This window comes from Sulfuricurvum sp., from assembly GCF_023229695.1.
In the GTDB taxonomy this organism is placed as follows: Bacteria; Campylobacterota; Campylobacteria; order Campylobacterales; family Sulfurimonadaceae; genus Sulfuricurvum.
The window spans coordinates 21,505-47,618 of record NZ_JALNYS010000022.1; the positions used below are offsets into that span (position 1 = coordinate 21,505).

The following is a 26,114-nucleotide window of genomic DNA, read 5'->3' on the forward strand; positions in this document are numbered from 1 at the left end:
CGATTCACTCCAATCTCCGCACTTCCCGTACCGCACATACGGGAAGTTTCCAATTTTTCTCACTTTTTATGTTCATTTTCTCAACACAATCCAGTAAAATCCCGCTACAATTGCCAAATATTTATCATCTTGATTCTAAATTTACGAGACCATGAAGCGAACCAAATCTTTTTCCTTATATGCTTTTATCATCGCCTTTTCCGTTCACTTCATTGCCCTTTTATTGTTGATTATCCTCAATCTGTTTGTTCCTCAATCTCCTGAAAAACCTGAACCGCCAAAAGAGGAGCGTTTCAGACTCTCACTAAAAGAGAATCCTCAGGCACACAAAGAGGCGGTGGAGAAAAACAAACTTCCCGAAGTACTCAAAGAGCGTCCTATTCCACGGGGTGAACAACTAATTAAACCTTCTGCCGCAGCAGCGCAATCCGAACCGATTCCGCTTCGTCCGCAGCCGCTCCCTGAACCGATACCGGAAAAATCGGAAGCCGTTGCCGAACCCAAAAAAGCGTTCCTTCCCCACGTCGCCAAAACGGTAGCAACCATCGAAAAAACTCCGCTCAAGAAAGAGCCCGGCCTCTACGACATCCTCTCCAAAGCCGACCCGAGCGCACAGAACGTTATGAGCAAACCCTCATCAACCCGGGTAGGCGACAGTATCCAGCGCCTCTATGGCGATAAATTCAACGACCTCTCTGCCGGAGAACAAAAGTACATCATCGATAATCAGGAGACGATGCGCCGCATTACGCAAGGGGTCCTCGATCGCTACGGCCACTCTAAAATCCCCGACTCGGTCCGTATCAAAGACACCAATATGATCGAGTTTTATCTCCATCCCGACGGGAGTATCTCCGATCTGCATTTTCTCAAAAACAGCCAACTTTCACTGCTGGACGATACGACCAAAGAGACGATCGAACTGGCCTATGCCAGATATCCCCGCCCAGAGCAAAAAACACTCATCCGCTACCGGGTTTTATATGACCTTACCGGTTATTAAGAACGGCTAAAGCCCCTTTGTAGATCGGCTCATCGATAAAACCGTATTTCTCGTCCGCAAATCCGGTAATGCCGTTGCGGGCCTGTTCTTCAAACAATGTGACGATTTCACGGCACCGAACCAACTCGCTCTCGCCGTATCCGAATAGATCATGAATCGCATCGACCTGTCCCGGAGAGATACACCCTTTGGCATCCAGCCCGATCTGTTTTTCCAGTTCCAGCCAATGACGCAGAGCCTCACTATTTTTATAATCCTGATAAACGAATGAAACCGGTTTTACCCCACTGGCACGCGCGGTAAGGAGAAAATGGGACAACATATAATGGACCGTAGGGTTGTCGGGAGTGAGGAGACTCTGCGAAAGCCCCAAATCGGCAAACAGATCCAGTACCCCCAGATAATAGGCTTTGATACGCGGATCGAGGGCCAAGTGCCCCAGATGGAGCCACGCCTCTTTGGTCTCGATCGACAGATGGACCTCGATCCCCTCATCGATCAGATCCAATGCCCGCCGGACATCCTCCGGCGTCCGGATTTTCGGAACACGTATCCCATCAGGCATAAAAGGGTTGAGATAGGCAATCTCCTCTGCCCCCCCCTCCTCCAATGGATTGACACGAACGATCAGCTTTTTATCGAGTTCAACGTTAAAAGCCAGTGCAATCGCACACAATACCAAGGCATAGGGCTTTTGTTCCGGGCTCACCCCGTCTTCCAGATTGAGGATTAGCGCTTCTCCCCGCAGCGTCGGAATTTTGGTCAGATGTTTCACGTTATGGGTGGAGAGCATCAGGGCAGAACGAAACGAGAGGGAACGGTTTTGTCGGCGCATTCGGGGAACGGCAAGGGAACGGAGCGCTTCAAGATCCCCCGACTCTATGAGATTAGTGAGATTTTCCGGATTTTTCAGAGGCACGTTTGAACTCCTCGCGATGAAGATAATAATAGAGATTTTGAATTTCGGTATCGGTCAGATAATACCGGGGCATCCCGACAATTCGGCTGTTGACCTTGTCGTAAAAATCTTTAAAAGAGGTTTTATTAATGGCCTTTCCGGCAAATACCTTGGATTCCCCTTTATGTTTGTAACGTGCGATAAGTTTCCCCTCTCCCGCTTCACCGTGACACAAATGGCATCCTATCCCTCTTGGATTATGGTACAACCCTTTTGCGTATTCTTCTTTGGTAATAAACGATCCTGAGCCATACAGGCTGATTGTCAAAAATAACGCAAAAACCCCTCTCACATTCTCCCTTTAACCGTTTATTATACTTTTATCGCTATCATACCCAAAAACAATTTGACGGTGACTAAATGCAATTACTTGACGGTAAAACCCTCGCAAAAAAGATCGAAGAAAACGTCTCGAATGAGGCAAAAGAGCTTAAAAACCGGACCGGACGGGTTCCCGGTTTGGCCGTGATTTTGGTCGGCCACGATCCGGCGAGTCAAGCCTACGTCGGAATGAAGAAAAAAGCGTGTGACCGTGCCGGTTTTTATTCGGTTACCCACGAGATGCCCGAAGACATTTCCCAAAGTGCCATCATCAACACCATCGAAATGATGAATAACAACCCCAATATTGACGGAATTTTGATTCAGCTTCCCCTTCCGGCACATATCGACACTACCAAAATCCTCGAAGTGGTCTCCCCTTCCAAAGATGTCGACGGTTTTCACCCCTACAACGTAGGACGCCTTGCCACAGGATTGGACGGCTTTGTCCCCTGTACGCCGCTAGGCGTTATGAAATTGTTAGCCGAATACAACATCGATCCCAAAGGGAAAAATGCCGTTATCGTCGGTGCCTCCAACATCGTCGGCAAGCCGATGGCCGCATTGCTTCTCAACGCCAATGCCACCGTCACCATCACCCATATTCATACCCGGGACTTGAGCGCCCATACCCGTGAAGCCGATATCCTCCTTGTCGGTGCCGGAGTTATTAACCTGATCAAAGAGGAGATGGTACGCGAAGATGCCGTCGTCATCGATATCGGAATCAACCGTGCACCCGACGGACGTCTCGTCGGGGATGTCGATTTTGACGCCGTTGCTCCCAAAACCTCTTACATCACCCCCGTTCCCGGCGGCGTCGGACCGATGACCATCGCGATGCTCCTTGCCAATACCCTCACCGCTGCCCAAAATCATGCCAAAGAAGAGAGACAATAATTTTACAATGAAGAAAAAAATATTAACCGCCGCTCATAGCGCCTACCGCTTCTCCAATTCGTGGACCGGAACGATTATCATCGTTTTATTTGTCATTTTTTTCGTAGCTCAGGCATTTCGTATCCCCAGCGGGTCGATGAAAGATTCCCTCCTGATCGGGGATCACCTGTTTGCCAAAAAATTTGCCTACGGCATATCAACACCCCATATTCCGTTTCTTGAAATTCCTTTGATTCCGGGAACCGATGGCCATATCATCAACGGTGACACCCCTTCTCGCGGCGACATCGTCATTTTCCGTTACCCCAACAACACCCAACTTCATTACGTCAAACGGTGTGTCGCCCTTCCGGGTGACGAACTGTTTGTCATGGACAAAATCCTCTATATCCACCCGCATGAAGGGGATGAGTACATCCGTAAAACGTTTGCGGCATATCCGATCATCGATATCAACGGTAAGCTGTGGGTCAAAGACCCTTACACCCTCGAACATCCCGGAATCCATCATGACGAGATGATTATGGATAACGGAACTTTTCCGATCGAAATTTTCAATTTCGGCCCCGTTGTCGTCCCTGAAAATCAGTACTTTATGATGGGCGACAACCGTGACCACTCCAATGACAGCCGTTTTTGGGGGCCGGTCCCTTACGGACTGATCGAAGGGACCCCGTGGTTTGTCTATTTCAGCATGGATGATAATTATGAAGTGCGCTGGGATCGTATCGGTAAAACGCCAAGCGATCTGGAACAAAAAGAACCCCTCGAACGGGCTATTGCTGAGCGAATCCGACAAGACGCCAATGACCATGAGCTCTATTGATCTGCTCGAGATCGCAGCCGCGGTCATCGCCCTCCTCATTGCCATTATCGGCCATGAAATTATGCATGGATGGGTTGCCTACAAATACGGTGACAATACGGCAAAAGATCAAGGGCGCCTCACGATCAACCCTCTAACCCACATCGATCCGGTCGGATCGGTTCTGGTCCCTTTGATGACCTATTTTCTCCCGATGCTTCTTGGTGCCGCCAGCGGATTCATTTTCGGCTGGGCCAAACCGGTCCCCGTCAATACCCACACCGTTATCCGTAACGGCGGCTACAACGGAGCCATGCAGGTGAGTCTGGCGGGAATCGCCTACAATATCTTTTTGGCCACCCTCTCCTCCGTCATCCTCCTCTCTTTGGCCCAACCGACCGAAGCCGACGGGATCGGGTATCTTTTCTTTTATCTGCTGATCATGAAACTGCTGCTGATCAACGTCATCTTGGCGGTTTTTAATCTTCTTCCGATTCCAAGCTTTGACGGGGCCCATTTTTTAATCTATCTCAGCCTCAAATACCGTATCAGCAAGGTTGCGGAGTTTTTCGCCAAAGCCGAACCTTATGGAATGATTGTTATCATCATTATCTTGGTTACTCCGCTGAAAATACCGTTGGTAATTTGGCCTATTGAGACCGTTTTACATTTACTCTTACACTAAGGAACGCCTATGAAATTTTATATCGCGACCGATCATGCCGGAATTGATCTCAAAGACTTTACGACAGAACTGCTCCGTCAAAAAGGGCATGAAGTCATCGATCTGGGACCGTTTGACAAAGAGCGGGTCGATTATCCCGATTATGCCGTCAAAGTGTGCGAAAGTCTCCTTGCCGATCCGGCATCGCAGGGGATTTTGATCTGCGGTTCGGGAATCGGGATGTCAATGGCGGCCAATCGCTTTCACGGCATCCGCGCCGCATTATGCCATGACGCCTATACGGCAACCGTAGCACGGGGACATAATGATGCCAATGTCCTTTGTTTCGGTGAGCGGATTGTCGGAAAAGGGGTTGCCGAATCGATCCTGGATGCATGGATTGCCGGAACGTTCGAAGGGGGGCGCCATTGCGGTCGTGTTGAAAAAATAGAGGCGATCAAAGGATAACCATGTTTCTCGAGTGGTCTTTACTCACCGTCGTCACCCTCGGCGCCCTCTTCTTTTTGGTGAAAATGTTCTATTTTCGCAGTATCACCGTCAAAGAGCAGCGCACAAGCGAAATGATGAAACTGACCCTCAAAGAGGCCGAAATTCTGATTCGAAAATATCAGATTCAGCTCCAGCGTGCATTAGGGAATGTCGATATTTTAAGCGAAGAGCTCAACAATATGCGAAATGAGCTCAAAACCCTCAAAAGCCGCAATTCCAAACATCGTGTAGAGACGGACCGTCTCCAAAATAAAATCAAAGAGCTTGAAGGGCGCATTGACGCGCTGATATAACAGATGAAAGGAAACTGTATGACCCTGACCATCCAAGAGAAAACATTTTTAATGAACTCCATTCGGGATATCGTCGATTTTCCGAAGCCGGGAATCGTATTCAAAGACATTACAACCCTTTTGGCGGACAAAGAGGCGTATGGGGTGCTAATGAAGCATCTTCAAGAGCGTTACGCCTCCTATGAGCTGACCCATGTTGCCGGGATTGATGCACGCGGTTTTATCTTCGGTGCTGCACTGGCACAAATGCTCGGAATCGGGTTTGTCCCTATCCGAAAAAAAGGGAAGCTCCCGTATACGACCGTATCGGAAAAATATACTCTCGAATACGGCGTGGACGAAGTGGAGGTTCATATCGACGCTTTTTCCAACATTGATTCTCCGAAAGTTCTTTTGATCGATGATCTGATTGCTACCGGCGGCACGGCGTATGCTGCGGCAAATCTCATTAACAAGGTGGGAGCTGAATGTGTCGAAGCCTGTTTTATTATGGGGCTCGATTTTTTAAGCGGACAGTCAAAACTCCGCGATATTGTCAACGTTTATACCGTGATTGGAGTCGATTAATGTACATACCAAAGCCTTCTGCTTTTGATCCTATCGAAGGGCATTTCGGTATTTTCGGCGGCCGTTATGTTCCGGAGACCCTGATGCCTGCTCTGCTTGAACTGGAAAAGGCCTACAAAGAGATCCGTTTCGACACAACGTTCTGGAAAGAGGTAGACGGCTACCTTACCGATTATGTCGGTCGGCCCAGCCCCCTCTATTATGCCGCCAACCTCTCTGAAGAGCTTGGGGCGAAAATCTACCTAAAGCGGGAAGATTTAAACCATACGGGTGCCCATAAAGTCAATAACGTTATCGCTCAGGGGCTGATGGCCAAACGTCTGGGGAAAAAGAAAGTCATTGCCGAAACGGGAGCCGGGCAACACGGTGTCGCTACGGCGACCATCGCCGCTTTGCTCGGTCTCGAATGCGAAATCTTTATGGGGGCCAAAGATGTTGCCCGTCAGGAGCTGAACGTCTTTCGGATGAAACTCCTCGGGGCAAAAGTCCATCCGGTCGAGAGCGGTTCAAAAACCCTCAAAGATGCGATGAACGATGCGATCCGTCACTGGGTCACCCATGCACGCGACACCTTCTATATCATCGGCACCGTCGCCGGGCCTCACCCTTATCCGATGATGGTACGCGATTTTCAGGCGATTATCGGATGCGAAGCGCGTGCTCAGATTCTGGAGAAAGAGAACCGTCTTCCCGATTACGTTATTGCCTGTATCGGCGGAGGTTCAAATGCGATCGGTTCATTTCAACACTTTTTAGAAGACAAAGAGGTCCGATGCATCGGGATCGAAGCGGGAGGACTTGGGGTTGATACCGACAAACACGGCTGTTCGCTCCTGAAAGGACGGCCGGGTGTATTGCACGGGCAAATGAGCTATCTGCTGCAAGACGATGACGGTCAAATCCTTGAAGCCCACTCGATCTCTGCCGGTCTCGATTACCCGGGTATCGGCCCCGAACACGCTTTTCACAAAGAAAACGGGAGCGTCAGCTACGATAATATTACCGATCAAGAGGCATTGGACGCGTTCGTATGGCTCAGCCGTGCCGAGGGGATCATCCCCGCTTTTGAATCTTCTCATGCCGTTGCCTATCTTAAAAAGATGGAAAACATTAAAGACAAACTCATTATCGTCACCATCTCCGGACGCGGTGACAAGGATATGATACAAGCAAAAGAGATGTTAAAATTTGACTGATTTTACCCCTCCGATAACGTTAAGAGCCCCCGTGGCTAACTCAAAAAGGGTTTACCCTTTAGGTATCTCAATAAAAAAGAGGGTTGATGGAACATCTTTTCTTAGAATGGCTTAAAGAATACGGCTATATTGTCCTCTTTGCCTGGAGCATATTAGAAGGGGAACTGGGGCTGATTATGGCCGGTATCATGTCTCATACCGGACACATGATATTAGGAATTGCCATTCTCGTCGGTGCTTTCGGAGGGTTTATCGGGGATCAGATCTATTTTTACATCGGACGCTACAACAAAGGTTTTATCCAACGTAAATTCCATTCCCAGCGCCGGAAATTTGCCATCGCCCACCTCCTTCTCAAAAAATACGGATGGCCTATCATTTTCGTTCAGCGCTACATGTACGGAATGCGTACCGTTATCCCGATGGCCATCGGTTTGACCAAATATTCGGGGCGGCAGTTTGCGATCATCAATTTCATCAGTGCCCTCTTTTGGGCATCCATGACGATTATCCCGGCATACTATTACGGTGCGGAGATTTTGGAAATTCTCAAATGGATTAAATCACACTGGTACGCCGCAATTCCTCTTATTATCACTGTCGTCACTACTGTTTTGTATTATTTAAACCGACTGGAAAAAAATCTTTTGGAGAAACGCCGTGAACGTAAAACTCGTTAATCAACCCCTTAACCTCATCGAAGCCGATTTAACCGTCGAGTTTCTTACTGCACAACAATTGGAGTCCCATCCCCACCATAAACTTCTGACACTAGCCGGATTCAAAGCCGATTCGGAACAGATCTGTCCGCTGCATGAACACCGTCTGCTGCTCTGCGGGATCGCTGACGAAGAGAGCGAATCGTTGCGAAGCGCTATGGCTGCCGTCATCCGAACGGCTATGGGCTACGGTTACGAATCTCTCAAGCTTGCCCAATATTCCGAAACGGCATTTGCCCCACTGATCGAAGGGGCTGTACTGGGAAGCTATAAATTTGAATTCTATAAATCGGCCCCCAAGCCTTCGGCATTGCGCGAGGTGCTCTTTTCCACTGAATCTTCAGACGGCTCCGTTCTCGATGAAACCCTCCTTCAAACGGTTCTTACCCAAACGCTGATCATCGCAAAAGCGACCAATTTTGTCCGAACCTTAGTGAATCAGACACCCGATGACATGACCCCGCTCAGAATGGCAATGACCGCCGATACCTTGTCAAAAAGTAATAATCTTGAGTGCACCATCCTCGATCCGAACGGTCTCGAAGACGAAGGGATGCTTGCCATGCTCTCCGTCGGTCGCGGTTCCGCCCATCCGCCGCAGCTCATCCATCTGGCGTATAAACCCGAAAATCCGAAAAAAGTGATTACCCTCGTCGGTAAAGGACTCACCTACGACAGCGGCGGGTTGAGCCTTAAAGGGGCAGCTTCGATGGTAACGATGAAAATGGACAAAGCCGGCGGTTGTGCCGTGATGGGGATTATCAAAGCGGTGAGTGAGCTAAAACTGGATATCGAAGTGCACGCTATTGTGGGCGCGGTAGAAAACATGATCAGCGGAAATGCCTACAAACCCGATGATGTCCTCCGCGCCAAAAACGGTAAAACGATCGAGGTACGCAACACCGATGCCGAAGGGCGCCTCGTTCTCGCCGATGTTCTGGGATATGCGCAAGAAAAGGTCAAAAGCGATTACCTCTTTGATTATGCGACCCTCACCGGTGCTTGCATGGTAGCCCTCGGACCCTATACGACAGGGGTAATGGGACACAACGAAGCACTCAAACAAGCGTGGGTCAAAGCGGGAGCCTCTGCCGGTGAGTACTGCGGTATCCTCCCCTTCAACCGCCATCTCAAAAAACTGATCAAAAGCGACCTCGCCGATGTGTGCAACGTCTCGTCCAAACCCTACGGCGGAGCGATAACGGCGGCACTCTTTCTCGATAACTTTATCGATGAGGATATGAAGGACAAATGGGTCCACTTCGACATCGCAGGCTCGGCCTACACCGAAAGCGCGTGGGATGTCCATACCTACGGCGGTACGGGTGCGGGGGTACGGATGAGCCTTAACTGGTTGATGGAACAGTGTAAATAAACTCTCTTCTTGACTTTGTATCTCAATTGAGATACAATTCAACCATCAAGACAAAGGAGATGCCATGTCAAAAAGTACAATGATACACGCACGCATCGAACCTGCATTAAAACACGATGCTGAACAAATGTTGAGTGAATTAGGGTTAAATATGACTCAGGCGATCACCCTGTTTTTGCAGCAAGTACGACTCAATCGGGGACTTCCATTTGAAGTAAAACTGCCAACGCCCCAAACACAAAAAGCGCTTGATGAATTAGATAAACGAGAGGGAAAAAAGTTTTCAACTATTGATGATCTGTTTGATGATTTAGAAAACTAAAATGCTTGATATTTTTAGAACCAGCGGTTTTAAATCAGACTTCAAAAAACTCTCAAATGATGACAAAGAGCGATTAAAAACCGTATTGCTCCGCCTGATGGCTCTGGAAATATTGGAAGAAAAATATCGAAATCATCCCTTGATCGGTAATTACAAAGGGTGCTTTGACTGTCATCTCAAACCCGATTTACTTCTGATTTATAAAATAGATAACGAGCTAAATGAGTTACAGCTTGTACGGATCGGATCACATTCCGAACTTTTCAAAAAATAATTTTGCCTTTGTTCTCTCGTCTTTCCCGACTTCACGTGCCCTTTAGGGTAGATCGGGAATCTAGCTTTTTCCTTGAAACTTCTTCAATAATAATTCGTATGAAATCGTCTCTTCATTTTTTCGTTCATCAAAGGCTTTTAGATCAGAAGCATCCTCTCGAAATGCATCGATGATGATAACATTGACCATCGATGAGACCGATTCTGATATTTCTAATGCTTTGAGTTTGAGGAGTTTTAGAATGTCCTCATCTAAAATGATGGTAGTACGAACCCGCATACTATCCCCTCTTCTTAGTGCATTCTAGCATAATTGCATCATTAAAGAATTTAAGACTTCTATAGTAAAATAAATTAAAATTGTTTATTAATATTTTTTATTTACTTCATATAAACATTAATATACCAAACCAGTAAGGTTAAATATGAATCCACATATTACTATAATGTACGAAGAAGATTTCTCAGAATCAATATTTGATGAATTCATTGATACATTATCTTCTAACAATTTATCTATTCAACTTTTACCAAGAGAAAAGAGTGGACCTTTTGCAGGGGTTGAATGGTTACTACCAACTGCCGTTATAGCATATATCAGTAAATCCTATTTTGATGGGTTTTTAAATGAAATGGGAAAAGATCACTATAATCTCTTAAAAAAAGGGTTTTTATCATTAAAAGAAAATTTAGTTGGTTCAAAAGCTCCGAATGTAACGTTAGTCACATCAAGTTTCTCGGAAAATAAAGTAAAAAAGGACAATCCTTATTCATTTACATTTTCCATTATATCCGATGCAGATGATAATAAAAAATTTAAATTATTAATTAAAAAAGATATTTCTGATGATGAATATAATAAAACTATTGATTCATTTTTAACGTTTTTACAAAAATATCATAATGAAACTTTAAATGATGAAATGCGAGCTGAAATCAAACAAAATACTTTTTCAAATACTACCTTAGTAGCTTTTAATCTAGAAACAGATGAACTTATATTCGTTAATCCAATTCCACAAAGAAAAAAAGCATAACAAGTCATTAGTACATTATTCATTTAAAAGGATTACATATATGAGTGCATTACCATTTGATGGGAGAGACCTTGAAACACTAAGTAAAGAATATATACTATATTCTCAATCAGTCTATATTAAGTCTTTATTTGGTACCATATCTCACTATAAAAAAGGATTTATTATGAATTTAGCCACCGATATTCGCCCTATCAGCTATCTCAAATCCAAAACTGCCGATGCCCTTTCGTACGTAAACGATTCGCATCGCCCCCTTATCATCACCCAAAACGGTGAGGCAAAAGCGGTTATCCAAGACATCGAAAGCTACCAAAAGATGCAAAATGCCTTAGCATTATTAAAACTCATGGCACAAAGCGAAGAGGATATAAAAAACAATCGTTTCGAGTCTCAAGAGAGCTTTTTCGAAAAAATTGAGCAAAAATTAGCATAATGACCTTTAGCGTTTTTTGGACGGAAACAGCACAAAGGGATCTCTCTGCTCTCGCAGACCACATCTACCAAGAGTCTCCTCAAAATGCCCGTAACATCTTTCTCACCATTCGCGAACGTGCCGAAAACCTTAACCGATTTCCCGAAAGAGGACGAGTCGTCCCTGAACTCGCCGATATTGGACTTTTTACCTATCGTGAACTTATCATTGAGAGATGGAGACTCATCTATAAAATCAATAAGGATCACGTTTTTGTGACGGCGCTGTTCGATAGCAGACAAAATATGGAGGATATTTTATTTCAACGTCTCATTAGAAAATAATTAATAGATTTCTTGAATAATGCCGTTTTAATTATAGCTTTCCACTCACTTGAAACTTCTGTAATAATAATTCGTATGAAATCGTCTCTTCATTTTTTCGTTCATCAAAGGCTTTTAGATCAGAAGCATCCTCTCGAAATGCATCGATGATGATAGCATTGACCAACGATGAGACCAATTCTGATGTGTCTAATGCTTTAAATTTGAGGAGTTTGAGGATGTCCTCATCGAGGGTAATGGTGGTGCGTACACTCATACTATCTCCTTTTTGTGTATTATAGCATAAAGTCATCACTGCATTATGATGACAAAACACCTTTCCTCTCCCCTCAGTCCCCACTCAACAACTTTTCATTATAATTGCACTAATCATAGAGCAATCGTATAACAATCAAGGAAACATAAAATGGGCTTATCAATCGGACTTGTAGGATTACCAAACGTCGGAAAATCAACCACTTTTAACGCACTCACCAAAGCGCAAAACGCCGAAGCGGCCAACTACCCTTTCTGCACGATCGAACCGAACAAAGCGACCGTTCCCGTACCCGATGTACGTCTCGACGCGCTTGCTAAAATCGTAAATCCTGAGCGTATCCAATACTCGACCCTCGATTTCGTCGATATCGCCGGTCTTGTTAAAGGAGCCAGCAAGGGGGAAGGATTGGGAAACAAGTTTCTCTCCAATATCCGTGAAACGGAAGTAATCTTGCAAATCGTCCGTTGTTTTGACGATGAAAACATTGTCCACACCGAAGGGCGAATCAATCCGCTGGACGATGTCGAAATCATTGAAAACGAGCTGATTTTTGCCGATATCGAAGTACTCACCAACCGTATAGAGCGGCTCAAAAAACAGGCAAAAAACGACAAAGATTCCGCCGTCATGGCAGAATTTGCCGAAGAACTCGCCGAATTTTTAGCGGAAGGGAACCTCGCCCGCAACTTCCCGAAAGCCGATTCGGAAATGTATGAAAAACTGATGAGCGAAACTCGACTTCTTAGTGCAAAAGAGATTATGTACGGAGCGAATGTCGATGAAGAGGGTCTCACTGAAGACAACGAATACGTTGTACATCTCCGTGAACACGCCGCAAAACACGGATGTGAAGTAGTCAAACTCTGCGCCAAAATCGAAGAAGAGCTTGTCGGTATGGAAGACGATGAGCGCAATGAGTTTTTACGCGATATGGGGATAGAAGAATCCGGACTGGAGCAGATCATCCGTAAAGGGTTTGATAAACTGGGATTGATGAGTTATTTTACTGCCGGTGTCAAAGAGGTGCGTGCGTGGACCATTCACAAAAACACGACGGCACCCAAAGCGGCTGCCGTCATCCACAACGATTTCGAAAAAGGGTTCATCCGCGCCGAAGTGATCGGATATGAAGACTTCGTTGCCTGCGGCGGAGAAGCCAAATCCAAAGAGGCGGGAAAAATGCGTTTGGAAGGTAAAGAGTACATTGTGCAAGATGGTGATATCATGCACTTTAGATTCAACGTATAATACGCAAGGAGAGTTATGATGACGCTTCAATATGCCGGGCCGAAACCCCTTATTTCAGCACATGGGATCACTTTTGATCTCAACAAAGAGGACAAGTTTGCTTATCTTAGTATTGTGGCGGAGCTCATCAAGGCTCTGAGTCACGAGTACCTCGACGGCAAATCCTACAGCTATATCACCTCGGGTAAACCGTTGGAGACGGAGGAAATACTCTCCCTGATCCGTTCCATTGATCCAAATCTTGAACAAGAGGTCAAAAATCGTCAGGAGATCGTCGAAAAAGAGATCCGGGAGGAGCTCGACAGAGCCAATTCCAATCGGGTCATCTGCGACGAAGAGTGCCATGTGCTGATCAAGAATATCGAATTGTTACGCCAATACCGCATCAATCGCTCCATCAATAAAACCGTTTACTACAGCGGCATCGACTCTCTAGCCAATATCATTAAAGCGTCCCATATTGATCATATCAGTGCACAGATGTTCCCTAAATTCCATCATGTATTTCATTCCATTCAAGGTGCGCTCGGGAAACTACACCCCCCTGTTGACAGTACGATTGACATCTATGAAGAGAACGGCCATTTAACCGTTCGCCTGAATATCCTCTTTAGGAAATAAGGCGCCCGATGGTTTGGGCAAATTTTACATTATGCCCGACCGATATCCCGAGTTCTACCATATCCGGTTCGCACAGCATCACAATCGTTGATCCCATTTGAAAACATCCGAAATCATCCCCTTTGCTCATATGCAACTGATTGTAGGAGTAAAATGTCGATGTTGCACCGGTATTGGTCTGAATACGCGGTTCAAAACTCACTTCCATTTTCCCCACATTAAGGGCCCCGACAAGAATCAGAAAAAACCGCTTACCGCTACTGTTGAGGCATTCCAAAACAACGCGCTCATTCTCAATAAAAAGATCGACTTTTTTCTTCAACGTCGGAATATTGACCGGATACAGTTTTCCCGGAATATGGACGGCTCCAAGAATCTGCATGTCCATCGGCGCGTGATAACGGTGGTAATCACGGGGGGAGAGATAAAAATTGGCAAACGTTCCGTTATGGATCGCTTTTTTATCCTCAACGCTGATATGATCACCCAAAAATGCATCTACGCTGTAACGCATCCCTTTGATCTGCAAAGCCAAATTTTCATGAAGGGTACCGCACTCGGTAATCAACGAGTCGCATGGACTGATAACATCGCGTCCGTCTGCCGAAAAACTTCTTTTTCGTTTCAGCCTCCGGGTAAAGAGCGCATTGAGGGTAGGATACGATTCCGGTGACTCAAACTCCCCCATATCCAACCCCATCATCCGGACATACGAACGGTTGATCGCACTTTGAAACCTCGGACCATGCTCCTTGGAGGCGAATTTGCCGAAAATCTGCGAGACTGCAGAGGTAAAATGCCGTTTATTCATTTAGTCTTGTTCCTCATCACTTTGAATTTCACGCTTGGCAATCTCCTCTACCAATACCGTTGCGTAAGAGCCTTTGGGCAGGGTGAAATGAAGTTCAAACCATGCTTCATTCTCTTTATACTCCCCCTCCACCTCTTCGGGAAATATCCACCCATAGCGCCGTGCTCCGTCTATCCCCTCATGGATCGTATCGTATCCGCTCTCAATTTCTCCGGCAATCCCCACCGCTCTGGTCGCCCGTTTTCCACTCAGCAATCCGCTGATGGAGGTACCATGGGCTTCGAATCGGGCGATCTCACCCTCCTCTTCGTAATGGAAAAGTTTACCGTAGGGATAGTGCATCATTACATCGCCGTGAATCAGTTTAAAGGGGTGTTTTTGCCCTTTCATTACGGCAATTTCCTCTTTTGGGATCATTGGGAGGACACCGCTCAGTTCATCGATGCCGAACCCCTCTATCAGCTTGGAAATCTCAATACGGCGACTCAGCCAATCGTTAAAAAGAAAACTCTGATAGGCATTGACATAAAACTGCGAAAGTTTTTTATTCCGCTCTTTCAGCGTTTTCTCTAAAATTGCTTTCCCTTTTTTATAATTCTCTCCGCCTATCCCGAATCGTTGAAATCCGAAATAGTTCGGCATCCCCTGTTTTTTAATCAGCTTCAGGGCTTGAGAAATTTTCGTTGCTGCAACAGGACTCACTTTTTTGAGGCGGACAAAGAAACGGTTCCCTTTAAGATGTCCGATACGGATTTTATTGTTATGATAGAGACGATCAAGAATTTTAATCCCTTCATGGTCAAAATTTTCCAAAGCGGCTTCATACTTTTTCGGAATCGAAATGTACTGTTTTGTTTGGGCATTTTTATCCTTCAGGCCGGCATATCCGATATCACGCCCCTTTATCCCCAGATGGTTGCTGAAAATATCGACCATCTGCCAAGTGGAGAGGTTTTTTTTCCGTACATGCAAGATCAGATGTTCCCCCTCCCCGCTAAAAGGGTACAAAGGGATCTCATCCACGACGAAATCACGGGGAGATTGACGAAAATGAAATTCGATCGGGCTGTGAGGAAGATAATATTGACGTTCCATGAAACTCCTAAAAATGATGACGCTTGCAGCGATTGACGAATCTTCCCCGCTTAGCGGTTCCGACAACGGTTAACGGGGTACGGGTGAGTTTGGAAATGGATTTAAGCGCCTTCAGATGACGGCGATCGAAAGCAATCAGCATTTCATACTCTTCGCCGCTGCAGCCTACCCGCTTGCAGGGCCTTTTTGACCAGTTCAGCGTGATTCGATTTGCATCACACAGCTTTTCGACATCGCTGAAAAGACCATCGGAAAGGTCCATCCCCGATCTCAGATAGCGCCGGGCCGTTTGTACAAACCGTTGACGCAGCTGAGGCACGACAAAACGGCTTTGAGAATGGACTTTCCCTCCTGCCAGAAGATAGCGAAGCTGCCGTGCCGATTCTCCGATTCTCCCCGTATACGCGATGCAATCGGAAACTTTTACCCCTTTTCGCAACAAAGGAGATGTTGTTTCGGAAATAATGGTGATCGAGATGTCAAGTTTCCCATTGGATATCGTATCTCCGCCGATAATTTCAATACCGTATTGCGCTGCCGCACTTTTAATCCCCCGCCCCAGTTCATCCATTTGATGCAGCGTCATGGAACGGGGCATAGCAATGCCGAGCAACGCATATTTTGGAACGGCATTCATAGCAATCGCATCGGAGATATTAACCATCATCGCTTTATAGCCGATTTGGTACTCCGTAAGCCATTGCCGTTTAAAATGGATGTTCTCGAAAAAAAGATCTTTACTGTATACCCGGTTTCCGACAAGGGCACCGTCATCGCCGATACGACTCGCAGGTGAACTCATAGTATGAATAAAATAGTTTTCGACGTTCACCCTAACCCTGATCCAAGAAAGATATAATACAATCGGGTATTATAGTAAAATCGCGGTAAAGAGAGGGTTAAACTATTTTCATTTATTTTTTGATAGAATTGTCCCATCGTAATCATCAAATAAAAACATAAATCAATCAAAGGAGACTAGGTGTTGTTATCGATACGTAAAATTTTTTTCCATTTCAAATTTGCTTTAGCCGTTATTACAGGGGGGATGATGATCCTCGCCGTACAACTGTTTCATGTCGCGTCGTACGCTGATCGTTTAAGTGCCCTTAAAAATCAGCACGCATTGATCGACAAGGTCATTAAAGCCGATTTGAATGATATCAGCATGGCCAATATCGTGATTCACGGAGCCCTCTCCGAATTGACACTATCGGTTAAACGCTCCGGAGAAGAGGAACTATTGGATTCGTTTGTCAGCTCAAACGATGAACAAGCATCGCTATTGCGCTCCTTGACCCTCTCCTCCGATATATTTCAAAAAACGATGATGACCTGGATCGTAACTCCGGAATTAAAACGGCAGCAAGCCTATCAGGACGTATTATCCGCCAGAACCGCTCTCTTAACGGATATCGATCATATGATCGATTACCAGATCCAATGCACCGCACAATCGGTCGCTTCCGCAAAAATGACGGGGCTTATTTTATTGATCATTGTCGCGATTAGCTTTTTCTTTTTCCGTTCCCGGCTCAACCTCATCTACAGCGACATTGACACCCTGTGCTCCGTCGATGTTGACGGCAAACGGATCACCCATACCGAAGAGGCCAATTTTATTGTCAAACATTTCGGGAGAAAATCGATGCAAAACGGAGTAAACAGCGCATTGCTTCACCCCCTAAGCGGCCTCTACAACGACAAAGGGTTAATGAGTTCATTTAGTATGAAAAAATCGGCGAAATCGGGGAATAACCTCTTCCTTGCCCTCTTTAAAGTGGATGATTACGACACATTGCGACAAGGGCTCTCTTCAGAAGAGTTGGGGAATGTCTACAGAAAACTGGGGGAGATGCTCTCGATGTACGAACAATCTCATGATATCCTAGCCCATTTGGAAGACGATACCCTCGTATTTTTACTCTCACGCGGCAGTAAAGAGAGCGCGCTTGATGAATGCAACCGATTTATCGAGGCGGTACGCCTCTCCTCTTTCGCAACAGCGCAAGGGGTGATAAAAATTTCGCTCAGCGGGGGATTTATCCTCAAAGCCCCTATCAAAACCTTGGAGGAGAGTATCGACGATGTCCGTAAAATTCTGGCAAAAGCGATAGAAAAAGGGGGCAATCAAGTCTCCCAAATACGAGACTAAAGCGATTGATTGACGTAATAAGATGGATTTTTGTAACCGTATCACCCACTCAGTGGGGTTCGGATTACAAAGTTGTTACTATTTTGGACAACGCATATCTCTTTCCCCAACTCTAACCTCATATAAACTCTTTTAATATTGTCCAAGGAGTAGCACGCTATAATCCCTCTCAGATTTTACCTAAGGATGGCGTATGAGTATTCCTATTTATACTTATGATGCGGTGATCGTTGGAGCCGGTTTAGCCGGATGTGCGGCGGCTCGCGAATTGCAAAAAGCCGGCAAAAAAGTAGCCGTAATTACAAAATTGCACCCGTTGCGTTCCCATTCCGGAGCGGCACAGGGCGGTATCAACGCAGCATTTAGCGATAAAGACAGTGTTGAACTTCATGAATTTGATACCGTTAAAGGTTCCGACTATCTCGCGGACCAGGACGTTGTTCAGTTCATGTGTGAAAAAGCTCCCGAGACGATCCGTTGGGCAGAGCGAATGGGTGCGGCCTTCAGCCGTAATGAAGACGGAACGATCGCTCAACGCCCTTTTGGCGGACAATCCTCACCGCGTGCCTGTTTTGCGAAAGACCGCACCGGACTGACATTGCTTCAGACCATTTACGAACAAGCGGATCGTGAAGGGGTAGAATTTTGGGATGAGTGGTATGTCGCAGACCTCCTCTACAAAGAGGGGAAAGTCTACGGAGTTGCCGCGTATAACATCCGTAACAGCGAAAAAGCGATTTTCAATGCTAAAGCGGTTATGTTCGCAACCGGCGGATACGCCCGTGCTTTCAAAATCAACTCCAACGCCCACGCCAATACCGGTGACGGCCTCTCACTCGTTGCCCGTCACGGCTTGCCTCTTGAAGATATGGAATTCGTACAATTTCATCCCTCAGGACTTTCAGGGAACGGTGTTTTGATCTCCGAAGCGGCTCGCGGCGAGGGGGGGAAACTTCTCAACTCACTGGGTGAACGTTTCATGGAAAAATACGCCCCGAATGCAATGGAACTCGCATCACGTGACGTTGTTGCCCGCGCCATCATCCAAGAAATCCGTGAAGGACGCGGTGTCGGTCCACGTAAAGACGCCGTTTACATCGATCTCGTCCACCTTGGAAAAGAGAAAATCATGGAGCGCCTCCCGGAACTTCGTGACCTTGCGATCACGTTTCTCGGTCTGGATATGATCAAAGAACCTATCCTGATCTCGGCAACGGCCCACTATTCAATGGGCGGTATTCCAATGGACAAAGACGGACATGTCCGTAAAAACAATACCGAATTCGTCGAAGGGTTCTATGCTGCCGGCGAATGTTCATGTTCCAGTGTCCACGGTGCTAACCGCTTGGGTGCGAACTCGGTTCTTGAAGCGTTGTTGTTTGGCCGTTTTGTCGGTAAAACGATGGTCAACGAAGTGGACACGATCCCTTTGAAAGCAGCAACCGCAGCCGATGCCGATCCAATGATCCATGAGCTTAATTGGGTTCTTACCAATAACGGACAAGAATCGGTTGCCGGACTCCGTAACGAACTGCAGCAATCCATGACCGACAATGCCGGTGTTTTCCGCAGTGCAGAAACTCTCACGGCACAAATGGCGATTATGGAAGATTTGCGGAAACGTTATAAAAACATCCGTATTGCCGATAAATCAAAAATTTTCAACACCGAATTGCAAGAGGCAATCGAGTTTGGGCACATGCTTGACTATTCGCTTTTCATCGTTGCAAGTGCCCTTGCCCGTCAAGAGAGCCGCGGTGCCCACTACCGTGAAGATTTCCCGACCCGTGACGATGAAAAATTCTTGAAACACACCATGGCCTATATGGATAAAAATGGAAATGTTACCCTTGACTACATGGATGTCACACTTGGCCGTCATGAACTCAAAGCCAGATCATATTAAGGAGAGCGGCATGGATACACTTAAATCACAACAGGTGACATTTAAGGTTTTTCGTTTTAACGAAGAGACCGACTATCTCCCCTATTACAATACGTATGTTCTCGAAGTTACCCATGAAGAGGTTATTCTGGACATTTTGAACCGTATCAAATGGGATCATGACGGAAGTTTATCTTACCGCCGCAGCTGCCGTCACGGTATCTGCGGTGTCTGTTCGATCAAGGTCAACGGAAAAGGAATTCTGGCATGTAAATCCCGTCTGTTCGATCTCATCGATGTGTTCGGAACAGAACTCACGATTGAGCCTCTAAGCACCAAGCGGGCGATCAAAGACCTTATCATCGATAAAAAAGATTTCTGGGACAAACACGCCCAAGTACAGCCGTTTCTTATCAGCGATATCGTAGAGAATCCTGCATCTGAACATCTTGTAAGCCCGCATGATGCGGAAAAGCTTCTTGAAGCCGATTATTGTATCCAATGCGGAGCATGCCACTACTCCTGCCCTGCTCTAGCAATTAACGATGAGTTTATCGGGCCGGCTGCCTTTGCGGCAGCTTACCGTTTCTCTGCCGATGTACGCGATGATGCGGCAATCGAGCGTCTTCACACGGTCAACCAGGAAGCGCAAGGGGTCTGGGACTGTGTCAAATGTATGGAGTGCGCGGAGGTTTGTCCCAAAGAGGTCAATCCGATCGAGAAAATCACCAAACTTCACAACATGATATTTGAAGCGGGTATCGCGAAAAACAATGTTGCGACACGCCACGCCGTCGGATTTGCCCATTCGATTCAAAAACACGGTCTTCTCGACGAAGGTGAACTTGTACGTTACTCGGAAGGGAATATCGGTGTTCTGAAACACGTCCCTGTCGCACTTAAAATGTTTACCAAAGGTAAAATCGTACTGCCGTGGAATATGCCAAAAGCCGATAAATTAGATGAGATCAAACAACTAATCAAATCTTCATCAACCGTAAAGTTTTAGGGAGTACTCAATGGAAAAATTAAAATATGCACTTTTTACCGGCTGTACCGCAAAAGAGAGTACACCTGAGCAGATGATGTCGACTTTGGCAGTCGCAGAAAAATTGGGAATCGAGCTTGTAGAACTCACCGAAGCTTCATGTTGCGGTGCTTCACACCTGCAAGATTATGATGACTTTTTATCTTTGGTTTTAAATGCGCGTAACATCGCGTATGCTGAAAAACACGACCTTACAATGGTGACCATCTGCAATACGTGTCAGCTCAATACCGCTATGACCAAACACCGCCTTGATCACAATGCAGAGCTAAAAGCAAAAGTAAACGCGAAGCTCGCAGAAGTGGGATTGGAGTACAAAGGGTCTTCTCAAATCACCCACTTCTTGTATGCCATTATCGATGATTTCGGTTTGGATAAGCTTAAAGAGATGGTGGTTAAACCGTTAAGCCAATTTAACATTGCCCCTTTCTACGGGTGTCACAATATCCGTCCTTCTGAGCTTCAAAACGAAACGCATAAAAGTCCTGAAAGTGCTTATACACCCACCTCACTGGATGATCTTATCGTCGCGTGTGGGGGTGTAAGTGTCGATTATGTTGAAAAAAACAAATGCTGCGGCTTCCATGCCGAGCTTCAAGCACCTCGTACTGCTGCGATCCTAACAGGTAATGCCGTTGCGGGTGCGATGGATGCCAATGCAGACTGGATGGTAACTCCGTGTCCGCTATGCCATCTTAAACTCGATACACAAACCCATCATGCCTCTGTTGCTATTGGTCGTGACGTCTCACTGCCTGTCCTTCATATGCAACAAATGGTCGGTCTCGCACTCGGATGTACTCCTGAGGAACTCGGGCTTAAACACCATGTCACAAAAGTCGATTTCGTTTAACCGCCCCGTTATCCGGGGGTGGTACCGATCAAGAAGCTACTCTTTAAAAGAGAGGTTCCGGTCTTCCGATATAATATCCCTGTACAAAATCGATCCCTGCTCCCCTCACCTTCTCTAAAATCTTCTCTGAAGCCACAAATTCGGCGACCGTTTGAATGTTTTGCTGTTTCGCAAAATTGGTTATCAATCCGACAATCGCTTCCAGAGTCGGATCATTCGCAATATTTCGGATCAACGATCCGTCAATTTTGATAATATCGGCATCAAGCTTGAGAAGATACTCAAAATTGGAGTAGCCGGTCCCGAAATCATCAATCGCCAAAAGGGATCCAAACGATTTGATTTGTCGGATGAAATCGGTCACCTCCTTAAAATTCTCGATCCCCTCCGACTCTACCAATTCAAAGATAACCGGCATAAAGGATCGTTTTGCCGACAATTTATCCATAATCAACGCTACGATCTCTTTGTTTAGAATATCATCAATTGTAATATTGATCGAAAAACTTTTGTCCCTATGATGTTCAAGAAGTTCAAATACCTTGGTGATCATCCTTTTTGAAAGCTCTCCGTATTGCTTGGAGTGTTTGGCCGCTTCCAAAAAATGAAACGGAGTCGTCACCGTACCGTCTTGCGCAATCATCCGCATCAGACATTCGTATTTCGTCACCTCAAGGCTCTCCGCAGAGGCGATAGCCTGACAATAAACGACAATCCTCTCCTCATTCAATGCGTGCTGAACCCTTACGGCGCAGTCCATGTTGGCACGCACTTCCTCTTCCAATCCCATCTCAGGCATGTACACGACAAACGTTTTCTGATGCTTTTTGGCATACCGTTTGGCAAGATCGCACGTAGGGAGCAGCTTATCCCCTTTCTCCGTAGAGATACTTGCCGTAATGCGCAGGGTCAGCTCTTTCCCTTCGAAGAGGAAGTTTTGACGGTTGAATCTTTCAATAAAAGCTTGCAATCTGTCCGCACACACATCCAGCCGCGATTCCTCCGTCAAAATAGCGAAATGATCTCCATGCAGGCGATAATAACTGATCCCCGTACCGAATTCGGATTGAAGACGTTTGGCGAACTCTTGCAGTACCCGATCTCCGAATGCCAATCCGTAAAAGTCATTAATATTATTAAATTGATCAATATCTATATAACTTAGCAAAGGAGAAGGGATCTCTCTGGCATCTTCAATCAATCGCAAACGGCTTCCGAATCCACTCATTTCGTCCATATAGGCTTGCCGATGCAATTTCTCTTTTTGTTCCATCAATTGGGTAATTTCATGCCGGATGGCAATGTATTCGACAATCTCCCCTTGATCATCCAATATCGGAAGTATGGCACTGTCGATACTATAATAATCCCCGTTTTTTTTCCGGTTCTTCAATACCCCTTTCCATATTTTCTTCGCGCGGATGGTATTCCACATCTCTTTGAAAAGGGTATCCGGAGTATCCGGATGACGGAGAATATTATGCTGCTTTCCCATCACTTCATCGGCGCTGTAGCCCGACACCTGACAAAAGTTTTCATTGACATAGATGATTTTTCCGGTAACATCGGAAATGGAAACGATACTGTTGGCATCCATCGCATTTTTATAGCTCTCAAGCCGCGCAATATGGTGCTGTAATTGACGCGTCCGTTCTTGAACCATCTTTTCTAATTGCTCATTCATTGCAATCAGTTTGGCTTCACTCTCAAAACGTTCGGTAATGTCACGAGCGATGGCAATATTGTAATCGATACCGTGATAGCGAACAGAACGTACATTGACCTCCACCGGAAACTCCGTACCGTCTTTGCGGATAACCACCGCATAATCGGTCAATCTCCCCTTCTCTTTAAGCTCCTGAAGATGCTGACGAAAATCTTCATCCTCTTTAAGGGGGTGCCGGAACCTTTCCATCCCCACTTCATTCATCTGCGCTACCGTGTATCCGATCGAATTTATCGAATGGCGGTTTGCGTATTCAATGTAACCGTCCTCGATCCGGATGATAAAAATCATATCGTTTGAGTCGTCTATCAACTGATACAATAAATCGAGGGGGACCGTTTCCGTTTTCACATTCAACCTTTCGCAATAAATAGATATTTTAGCAGAAGATTAGAGGATAAGTAGGGGTACAATGTGCTGATTTTTAATCACACTCTCTCCCCTATCCAGAAGATGCGGGGTGCAAAGGGTCAAAATCATTCCCCGATGTCTTCATTCCACACTATCGGATGCTCCCGGATAAATTTTCCCATCATCTCGATGCATCGGTGATCATTGAGGATATCGAGTGTTACACCCCGTGAACGGAGCAGCTCCTCCTCCCCCTGAAAATTTTCATTTTCACCAACAACGACATGGGGGATGCCATAGAGCGCTATGGCACCGGAGCACATCGGGCACGGAGAGAGCGTGGTATAGAGGGTACATTTTTTATAGACGGAAGCACTTAAACGCCCCGCATTTTCCAAAGCATCCATCTCACCGTGCAATATGGTACTCCCCTTTTGAATACGCCGGTTATGCCCCCGTCCGATAATTTTCCCCTCATACACAAGCACCGAACCGATAGGGATCCCCCCCTCTTCCAACCCTTTTTCTGCTTCCCGAATCGCTTCAAGCATATATGGATCCATGATGACCCCCTTCTTGCATAAAATATCACTGACCTGACGCACGGGTAAATCAATAATATCCATTATAAAACAATTTTCCTTACCCTGATACCACTTACTGTTTTGGACGGAACGCTTTGATCACCTCGTCGTTGCACTCCAGATACGGCCCCTCGATCAAATCGATGCAGTAGGGGACTGCCGGAAACACCGCGTCAAGACACTCCCGGATCGACTTGGGTTTACCCGGAAGGTTAATGATCAGCGACTTTCCACGAATACCTGCCGTCTGGCGTGACAAGATTGCCGTAGGGACGTATTTGAGGCTCACCTGACGCATCAATTCGCCAAACCCCGGCATCATCTTCTCACACACGTTCTCCGTCGCTTCAGGGGTCACGTCGCGCAATGCGGGACCGGTTCCCCCCGTCGTGACGACGAGACAGCACCCTTCCTTGTCACACAGTTCGATTATCGTCGCTTCAATGGTTGACTGAACATCAGGAATACAGCGATAGACGATCTCATGAGCACTTTTTAGATAATCTTTCATCGTCTCCTGGATGGCTACGCCTGAGATATCCTCGTAAATTCCCGCACTCGCACGGTCTGATGCGGTAATGACGCCGATTTTTATCATTTATGTTCTCCTGTTTTTGTAATAGTTAAATCGTTCATTTCAATCTCCCCAAAATCTCCAAAGCATCCATCTCGAATTTCGAAAACGCAAACCATTTTTTACCCAAATCTTTGAGACTTGCCCCGATGTGGTACATTTGTGTACTATCGATAATCAAAAATCTATCATGGGCATTTTTAAATTCTAAAAGCTCAATATTTTGGTATTGAGCCTGATATTTTTGATAGTCCAGCGAGAGCTGTTTAGTGATGGTTTGGGTATAGATTTTGATTTTGAGATTGGGGAATTTGCTAAAGAGGGTAAAAACGGTGTCGTCGATGTAGTTGTCGATCAGCACCACTTCTGTTTTTGCACTTTTTAACAAATCATTCACAAACGCATACGCATCGTAAATTTGTCCATCGTAGAAAATACCTTGTTTTGGCTGGGTGGTGTCATCTTTAAGCAATGATTGAATCTCTCCCATCTGAGACTTTAACATTCCCACTTCATATTCCAACGATACAAATCTCTCATTTGTGATTTTTTCAGCGTTGATGGCATAGCCATTTTGGATGTAGCTTTTGAGTACGGAGGTCGCCCATTGTCTAAATTTTATTGCCTTAGATGAATTTGTTCTGTATCCTACGGCTAAAACAATATCTAAACTGTAAAAGTTGACAGGTTTATCAGAATTTGCACTATGCATTTTTTGCATATTGCTTTTTTCATCCACTTCATTATCTTTAAAAATATTATTAATATGCCTGCTAATAACACTTTGATCTTTTTCAAAAATGTCACACAATTGCGCCTGAGTAAGCCATAGAGTTTCTCCTCTAACTGAAATATTCAACTCTATTTCACCGTCATTGTAGGTGACTATATTCGATTTGTTTAGTTCATCCATTTCTCTACTTCCCTTGACTTTGAACTGTCAAGTTTTTCTGAACAGTTGGATTTAAAAGCCCCACCAAATCCCTATCCAGTATCACTGCAAGCCCTCGGATGGTGTCAACGATATTTTGCATCCATTTCCCCTTTTAAGTTGTCTTTAAATTGTCTAAAAAATAGCTCACTCCACGACAGTAGTAGGGTAGAGTTTGGTTGATTTAGCAAAAGAGCACCTTAAAAGGTTAAGCAACACGGAAAACTCCTTCCTTTTGAGCTTTGAATTGACTAATACGTTCTTGAGCCAC

General features: G+C 45.7%; 32 protein-coding genes. 21 read left to right on the forward strand and 11 right to left on the reverse strand.

Annotated elements, in window-relative coordinates; genetic code table 11:
* Positions 1–151 precede the first annotated feature (151 nt).
* A complete protein-coding gene (locus M0P91_RS13745) occupies positions 152–1,003 on the forward strand; it encodes a hypothetical protein (protein ID WP_295068635.1) in 852 nt (283 codons plus the stop codon).
* On the opposite strand, the gene M0P91_RS13750 is transcribed toward M0P91_RS13745, so the two are convergent.
* Together M0P91_RS13750 and M0P91_RS13755 are read right to left on the reverse strand one after the other, a co-directional pair.
* A complete protein-coding gene (locus tag M0P91_RS13750; RefSeq protein WP_295068638.1) occupies positions 990–1,922 on the reverse strand; it encodes an aldolase/citrate lyase family protein in 933 nt (310 codons plus the stop codon). The two genes, M0P91_RS13745 and M0P91_RS13750, sit on opposite strands and share 14 nt — an antisense overlap.
* Positions 1,891–2,253, reverse strand: a complete 363-nt coding sequence (locus M0P91_RS13755; protein ID WP_295068641.1) for a cytochrome c — start codon at positions 2,251–2,253, stop codon at positions 1,891–1,893. Before M0P91_RS13755 ends, M0P91_RS13750 begins: the two co-directional genes overlap by 32 nt.
* A 68-nt stretch (positions 2,254–2,321) precedes the next feature.
* On the opposite strand from M0P91_RS13755, the gene folD reads away from it, so the two are divergent.
* The 11 genes from folD (at position 2,322) to M0P91_RS13810 (ending at position 9,907) form a co-directional block, all read left to right on the forward strand.
* Positions 2,322–3,182: a bifunctional methylenetetrahydrofolate dehydrogenase/methenyltetrahydrofolate cyclohydrolase FolD gene (folD, locus tag M0P91_RS13760; protein ID WP_295068644.1), complete on the forward strand. Its 861-nt coding sequence runs from the start codon at positions 2,322–2,324 to the stop codon at positions 3,180–3,182.
* A gap of 7 nt (positions 3,183–3,189) precedes the next feature.
* Entirely contained in the window at positions 3,190–4,008 is an 819-nt protein-coding gene (gene lepB, locus M0P91_RS13765) for a signal peptidase I (protein WP_295068647.1), read from the forward strand.
* Positions 3,995–4,672, forward strand: a complete 678-nt coding sequence (locus M0P91_RS13770) for a site-2 protease family protein (RefSeq protein WP_295068650.1) — start codon at positions 3,995–3,997, stop codon at positions 4,670–4,672. The genes lepB and M0P91_RS13770 overlap by 14 nt, the downstream gene beginning before the upstream one ends.
* 9 nt (positions 4,673–4,681) lie before the next feature.
* Positions 4,682–5,119 carry a ribose 5-phosphate isomerase B gene (gene rpiB, locus M0P91_RS13775; protein ID WP_295068653.1) on the forward strand — a complete coding sequence of 146 codons (438 nt, stop codon included), beginning with the start codon at positions 4,682–4,684 and terminating at the stop codon, positions 5,117–5,119.
* A gap of 2 nt (positions 5,120–5,121) precedes the next feature.
* Positions 5,122–5,454, forward strand: a complete 333-nt coding sequence (locus tag M0P91_RS13780; RefSeq protein WP_295068656.1) for a hypothetical protein — start codon at positions 5,122–5,124, stop codon at positions 5,452–5,454.
* A gap of 18 nt (positions 5,455–5,472) precedes the next feature.
* On the forward strand, positions 5,473–6,021 hold the full coding sequence (locus M0P91_RS13785; protein WP_295068658.1) for an adenine phosphoribosyltransferase: 549 nt from the start codon (positions 5,473–5,475) through the stop codon (positions 6,019–6,021).
* A complete protein-coding gene (trpB, locus tag M0P91_RS13790; protein WP_295068659.1) occupies positions 6,021–7,217 on the forward strand; it encodes a tryptophan synthase subunit beta in 1,197 nt (398 codons plus the stop codon). The genes M0P91_RS13785 and trpB overlap by 1 nt, the downstream gene beginning before the upstream one ends.
* 86 nt (positions 7,218–7,303) lie before the next feature.
* Positions 7,304–7,897: a DedA family protein gene (locus M0P91_RS13795; RefSeq protein ID WP_295068660.1), complete on the forward strand. Its 594-nt coding sequence runs from the start codon at positions 7,304–7,306 to the stop codon at positions 7,895–7,897.
* Complete coding sequence (locus tag M0P91_RS13800) at positions 7,878–9,311, forward strand: leucyl aminopeptidase (RefSeq protein ID WP_295068661.1); 1,434 nt, start codon at positions 7,878–7,880, stop codon at positions 9,309–9,311. The genes M0P91_RS13795 and M0P91_RS13800 overlap by 20 nt, the downstream gene beginning before the upstream one ends.
* Before the next feature lie 64 nt (positions 9,312–9,375).
* Entirely contained in the window at positions 9,376–9,633 is a 258-nt protein-coding gene (locus M0P91_RS13805) for a type II toxin-antitoxin system RelB/DinJ family antitoxin (protein WP_295068662.1), read from the forward strand.
* 1 nt (position 9,634) lies between these two features.
* Entirely contained in the window at positions 9,635–9,907 is a 273-nt protein-coding gene (locus tag M0P91_RS13810) for a type II toxin-antitoxin system YafQ family toxin (RefSeq protein WP_295068663.1), read from the forward strand.
* 60 nt (positions 9,908–9,967) lie between these two features.
* On the opposite strand, the gene M0P91_RS13815 is transcribed toward M0P91_RS13810, so the two are convergent.
* Complete coding sequence (locus M0P91_RS13815) at positions 9,968–10,186, reverse strand: hypothetical protein (RefSeq protein WP_295068664.1); 219 nt, start codon at positions 10,184–10,186, stop codon at positions 9,968–9,970.
* 145 nt (positions 10,187–10,331) lie between these two features.
* Here M0P91_RS13815 and M0P91_RS13820 point away from each other — a divergent pair, with 145 nt between their 5' ends.
* From M0P91_RS13820 to M0P91_RS13830, 3 genes are all read left to right on the forward strand, one after another.
* Positions 10,332–10,943 (forward strand): hypothetical protein, encoded by a 612-nt coding sequence (locus M0P91_RS13820; RefSeq protein WP_295068665.1) that lies wholly within the window; start codon positions 10,332–10,334, stop codon positions 10,941–10,943.
* 166 nt (positions 10,944–11,109) lie between these two features.
* Positions 11,110–11,379 carry a type II toxin-antitoxin system Phd/YefM family antitoxin gene (locus tag M0P91_RS13825; protein ID WP_295068667.1) on the forward strand — a complete coding sequence of 90 codons (270 nt, stop codon included), beginning with the start codon at positions 11,110–11,112 and terminating at the stop codon, positions 11,377–11,379.
* Positions 11,379–11,702: a type II toxin-antitoxin system RelE/ParE family toxin gene (locus M0P91_RS13830; protein WP_295068669.1), complete on the forward strand. Its 324-nt coding sequence runs from the start codon at positions 11,379–11,381 to the stop codon at positions 11,700–11,702. The genes M0P91_RS13825 and M0P91_RS13830 overlap by 1 nt, the downstream gene beginning before the upstream one ends.
* Before the next feature lie 31 nt (positions 11,703–11,733).
* On the opposite strand, the gene M0P91_RS13835 is transcribed toward M0P91_RS13830, so the two are convergent.
* Entirely contained in the window at positions 11,734–11,958 is a 225-nt protein-coding gene (locus M0P91_RS13835) for a hypothetical protein (protein WP_295068671.1), read from the reverse strand.
* A 150-nt stretch (positions 11,959–12,108) separates the two neighbouring features.
* On the opposite strand from M0P91_RS13835, the gene ychF reads away from it, so the two are divergent.
* Positions 12,109–13,209, forward strand: a complete 1,101-nt coding sequence (gene ychF / locus M0P91_RS13840) for a redox-regulated ATPase YchF (RefSeq protein ID WP_295068673.1) — start codon at positions 12,109–12,111, stop codon at positions 13,207–13,209.
* 15 nt (positions 13,210–13,224) lie between these two features.
* Complete coding sequence (locus tag M0P91_RS13845; protein ID WP_295068675.1) at positions 13,225–13,830, forward strand: hypothetical protein; 606 nt, start codon at positions 13,225–13,227, stop codon at positions 13,828–13,830.
* On the opposite strand, the gene M0P91_RS13850 is transcribed toward M0P91_RS13845, so the two are convergent.
* The 3 genes from M0P91_RS13850 to M0P91_RS13860 are packed head-to-tail and all read right to left on the reverse strand — an operon-like array spanning position 13,820 to position 16,568.
* Positions 13,820–14,641: a phosphatidylserine decarboxylase gene (locus M0P91_RS13850; protein ID WP_295068677.1), complete on the reverse strand. Its 822-nt coding sequence runs from the start codon at positions 14,639–14,641 to the stop codon at positions 13,820–13,822. The genes M0P91_RS13845 and M0P91_RS13850 overlap by 11 nt on opposite strands.
* Complete coding sequence (truD, locus tag M0P91_RS13855) at positions 14,642–15,736, reverse strand: tRNA pseudouridine(13) synthase TruD (RefSeq protein ID WP_295068679.1); 1,095 nt, start codon at positions 15,734–15,736, stop codon at positions 14,642–14,644.
* A 7-nt stretch (positions 15,737–15,743) separates the two neighbouring features.
* Entirely contained in the window at positions 15,744–16,568 is an 825-nt protein-coding gene (locus M0P91_RS13860; protein WP_295068681.1) for a thiamine-phosphate kinase, read from the reverse strand.
* Positions 16,569–16,718: 150 nt separating this feature from the next.
* On the opposite strand from M0P91_RS13860, the gene M0P91_RS13865 reads away from it, so the two are divergent.
* From M0P91_RS13865 to M0P91_RS13880, 4 genes are all read left to right on the forward strand, one after another.
* Positions 16,719–17,891 (forward strand): hypothetical protein, encoded by a 1,173-nt coding sequence (locus M0P91_RS13865; protein WP_295068683.1) that lies wholly within the window; start codon positions 16,719–16,721, stop codon positions 17,889–17,891.
* A gap of 193 nt (positions 17,892–18,084) precedes the next feature.
* Positions 18,085–19,797, forward strand: a complete 1,713-nt coding sequence (locus M0P91_RS13870; protein WP_295068686.1) for an FAD-dependent oxidoreductase — start codon at positions 18,085–18,087, stop codon at positions 19,795–19,797.
* A gap of 10 nt (positions 19,798–19,807) precedes the next feature.
* The gene (gene sdhB / locus M0P91_RS13875; RefSeq protein WP_295068689.1) at positions 19,808–20,785 is read left to right on the forward strand and encodes a succinate dehydrogenase/fumarate reductase iron-sulfur subunit; all 978 of its coding nucleotides are present in this window, start codon (positions 19,808–19,810) and stop codon (positions 20,783–20,785) included.
* A 10-nt stretch (positions 20,786–20,795) separates the two neighbouring features.
* A complete protein-coding gene (locus M0P91_RS13880) occupies positions 20,796–21,677 on the forward strand; it encodes a CoB--CoM heterodisulfide reductase iron-sulfur subunit B family protein (protein ID WP_295068692.1) in 882 nt (293 codons plus the stop codon).
* Positions 21,678–21,720: 43 nt separating this feature from the next.
* Here M0P91_RS13880 and M0P91_RS13885 read toward each other — a convergent pair whose 3' ends face one another.
* The 4 genes from M0P91_RS13885 to rhuM form a co-directional block, all read right to left on the reverse strand.
* Positions 21,721–23,754 carry an EAL domain-containing protein gene (locus M0P91_RS13885; RefSeq protein WP_295068695.1) on the reverse strand — a complete coding sequence of 678 codons (2,034 nt, stop codon included), beginning with the start codon at positions 23,752–23,754 and terminating at the stop codon, positions 21,721–21,723.
* A 125-nt stretch (positions 23,755–23,879) separates the two neighbouring features.
* A complete protein-coding gene (locus M0P91_RS13890; protein WP_295068697.1) occupies positions 23,880–24,317 on the reverse strand; it encodes a nucleoside deaminase in 438 nt (145 codons plus the stop codon).
* A gap of 94 nt (positions 24,318–24,411) precedes the next feature.
* Complete coding sequence (gene mog / locus M0P91_RS13895; protein WP_295068700.1) at positions 24,412–24,936, reverse strand: molybdopterin adenylyltransferase; 525 nt, start codon at positions 24,934–24,936, stop codon at positions 24,412–24,414.
* Between the two features lie 34 nt (positions 24,937–24,970).
* Positions 24,971–25,825: a RhuM family protein gene (gene rhuM / locus M0P91_RS13900; RefSeq protein WP_295068703.1), complete on the reverse strand. Its 855-nt coding sequence runs from the start codon at positions 25,823–25,825 to the stop codon at positions 24,971–24,973.
* Positions 25,826–26,114: the final 289 nt, after the last annotated feature.

Excerpts from the sequence above, each read along its gene's own strand:
- M0P91_RS13745 (WP_295068635.1), top strand. The coding sequence starts at position 152 with ATGAAGCGAACCAAATCTTTTTCCTTATATGCTTTTATCATCGCCTTT.
- folD (WP_295068644.1), top strand. The coding sequence starts at position 2,322 with ATGCAATTACTTGACGGTAAAACCCTCGCAAAAAAGATCGAAGAAAAC.
- lepB (WP_295068647.1), top strand. The coding sequence starts at position 3,190 with ATGAAGAAAAAAATATTAACCGCCGCTCATAGCGCCTACCGCTTCTCC.
- M0P91_RS13770 (WP_295068650.1), top strand. The coding sequence starts at position 3,995 with ATGAGCTCTATTGATCTGCTCGAGATCGCAGCCGCGGTCATCGCCCTC.
- rpiB (WP_295068653.1), top strand. The coding sequence starts at position 4,682 with ATGAAATTTTATATCGCGACCGATCATGCCGGAATTGATCTCAAAGAC.
- M0P91_RS13780 (WP_295068656.1), top strand. The coding sequence starts at position 5,122 with ATGTTTCTCGAGTGGTCTTTACTCACCGTCGTCACCCTCGGCGCCCTC.
- M0P91_RS13785 (WP_295068658.1), top strand. The coding sequence starts at position 5,473 with ATGACCCTGACCATCCAAGAGAAAACATTTTTAATGAACTCCATTCGG.
- trpB (WP_295068659.1), top strand. The coding sequence starts at position 6,021 with ATGTACATACCAAAGCCTTCTGCTTTTGATCCTATCGAAGGGCATTTC.
- M0P91_RS13795 (WP_295068660.1), top strand. The coding sequence starts at position 7,304 with ATGGAACATCTTTTCTTAGAATGGCTTAAAGAATACGGCTATATTGTC.
- M0P91_RS13805 (WP_295068662.1), top strand. The coding sequence starts at position 9,376 with ATGTCAAAAAGTACAATGATACACGCACGCATCGAACCTGCATTAAAA.
- M0P91_RS13810 (WP_295068663.1), top strand. The coding sequence starts at position 9,635 with ATGCTTGATATTTTTAGAACCAGCGGTTTTAAATCAGACTTCAAAAAA.
- M0P91_RS13815 (WP_295068664.1), bottom strand. The coding sequence starts at position 10,186 with ATGCGGGTTCGTACTACCATCATTTTAGATGAGGACATTCTAAAACTC.
- M0P91_RS13820 (WP_295068665.1), top strand. The coding sequence starts at position 10,332 with ATGAATCCACATATTACTATAATGTACGAAGAAGATTTCTCAGAATCA.
- M0P91_RS13825 (WP_295068667.1), top strand. The coding sequence starts at position 11,110 with ATGAATTTAGCCACCGATATTCGCCCTATCAGCTATCTCAAATCCAAA.
- M0P91_RS13830 (WP_295068669.1), top strand. The coding sequence starts at position 11,379 with ATGACCTTTAGCGTTTTTTGGACGGAAACAGCACAAAGGGATCTCTCT.
- M0P91_RS13835 (WP_295068671.1), bottom strand. The coding sequence starts at position 11,958 with ATGAGTGTACGCACCACCATTACCCTCGATGAGGACATCCTCAAACTC.
- ychF (WP_295068673.1), top strand. The coding sequence starts at position 12,109 with ATGGGCTTATCAATCGGACTTGTAGGATTACCAAACGTCGGAAAATCA.
- M0P91_RS13845 (WP_295068675.1), top strand. The coding sequence starts at position 13,225 with ATGATGACGCTTCAATATGCCGGGCCGAAACCCCTTATTTCAGCACAT.
- M0P91_RS13850 (WP_295068677.1), bottom strand. The coding sequence starts at position 14,641 with ATGAATAAACGGCATTTTACCTCTGCAGTCTCGCAGATTTTCGGCAAA.
- truD (WP_295068679.1), bottom strand. The coding sequence starts at position 15,736 with ATGGAACGTCAATATTATCTTCCTCACAGCCCGATCGAATTTCATTTT.
- M0P91_RS13870 (WP_295068686.1), top strand. The coding sequence starts at position 18,085 with ATGAGTATTCCTATTTATACTTATGATGCGGTGATCGTTGGAGCCGGT.
- sdhB (WP_295068689.1), top strand. The coding sequence starts at position 19,808 with ATGGATACACTTAAATCACAACAGGTGACATTTAAGGTTTTTCGTTTT.
- M0P91_RS13880 (WP_295068692.1), top strand. The coding sequence starts at position 20,796 with ATGGAAAAATTAAAATATGCACTTTTTACCGGCTGTACCGCAAAAGAG.
- M0P91_RS13890 (WP_295068697.1), bottom strand. The coding sequence starts at position 24,317 with ATGGATCCATATATGCTTGAAGCGATTCGGGAAGCAGAAAAAGGGTTG.
- mog (WP_295068700.1), bottom strand. The coding sequence starts at position 24,936 with ATGATAAAAATCGGCGTCATTACCGCATCAGACCGTGCGAGTGCGGGA.
- rhuM (WP_295068703.1), bottom strand. The coding sequence starts at position 25,825 with ATGGATGAACTAAACAAATCGAATATAGTCACCTACAATGACGGTGAA.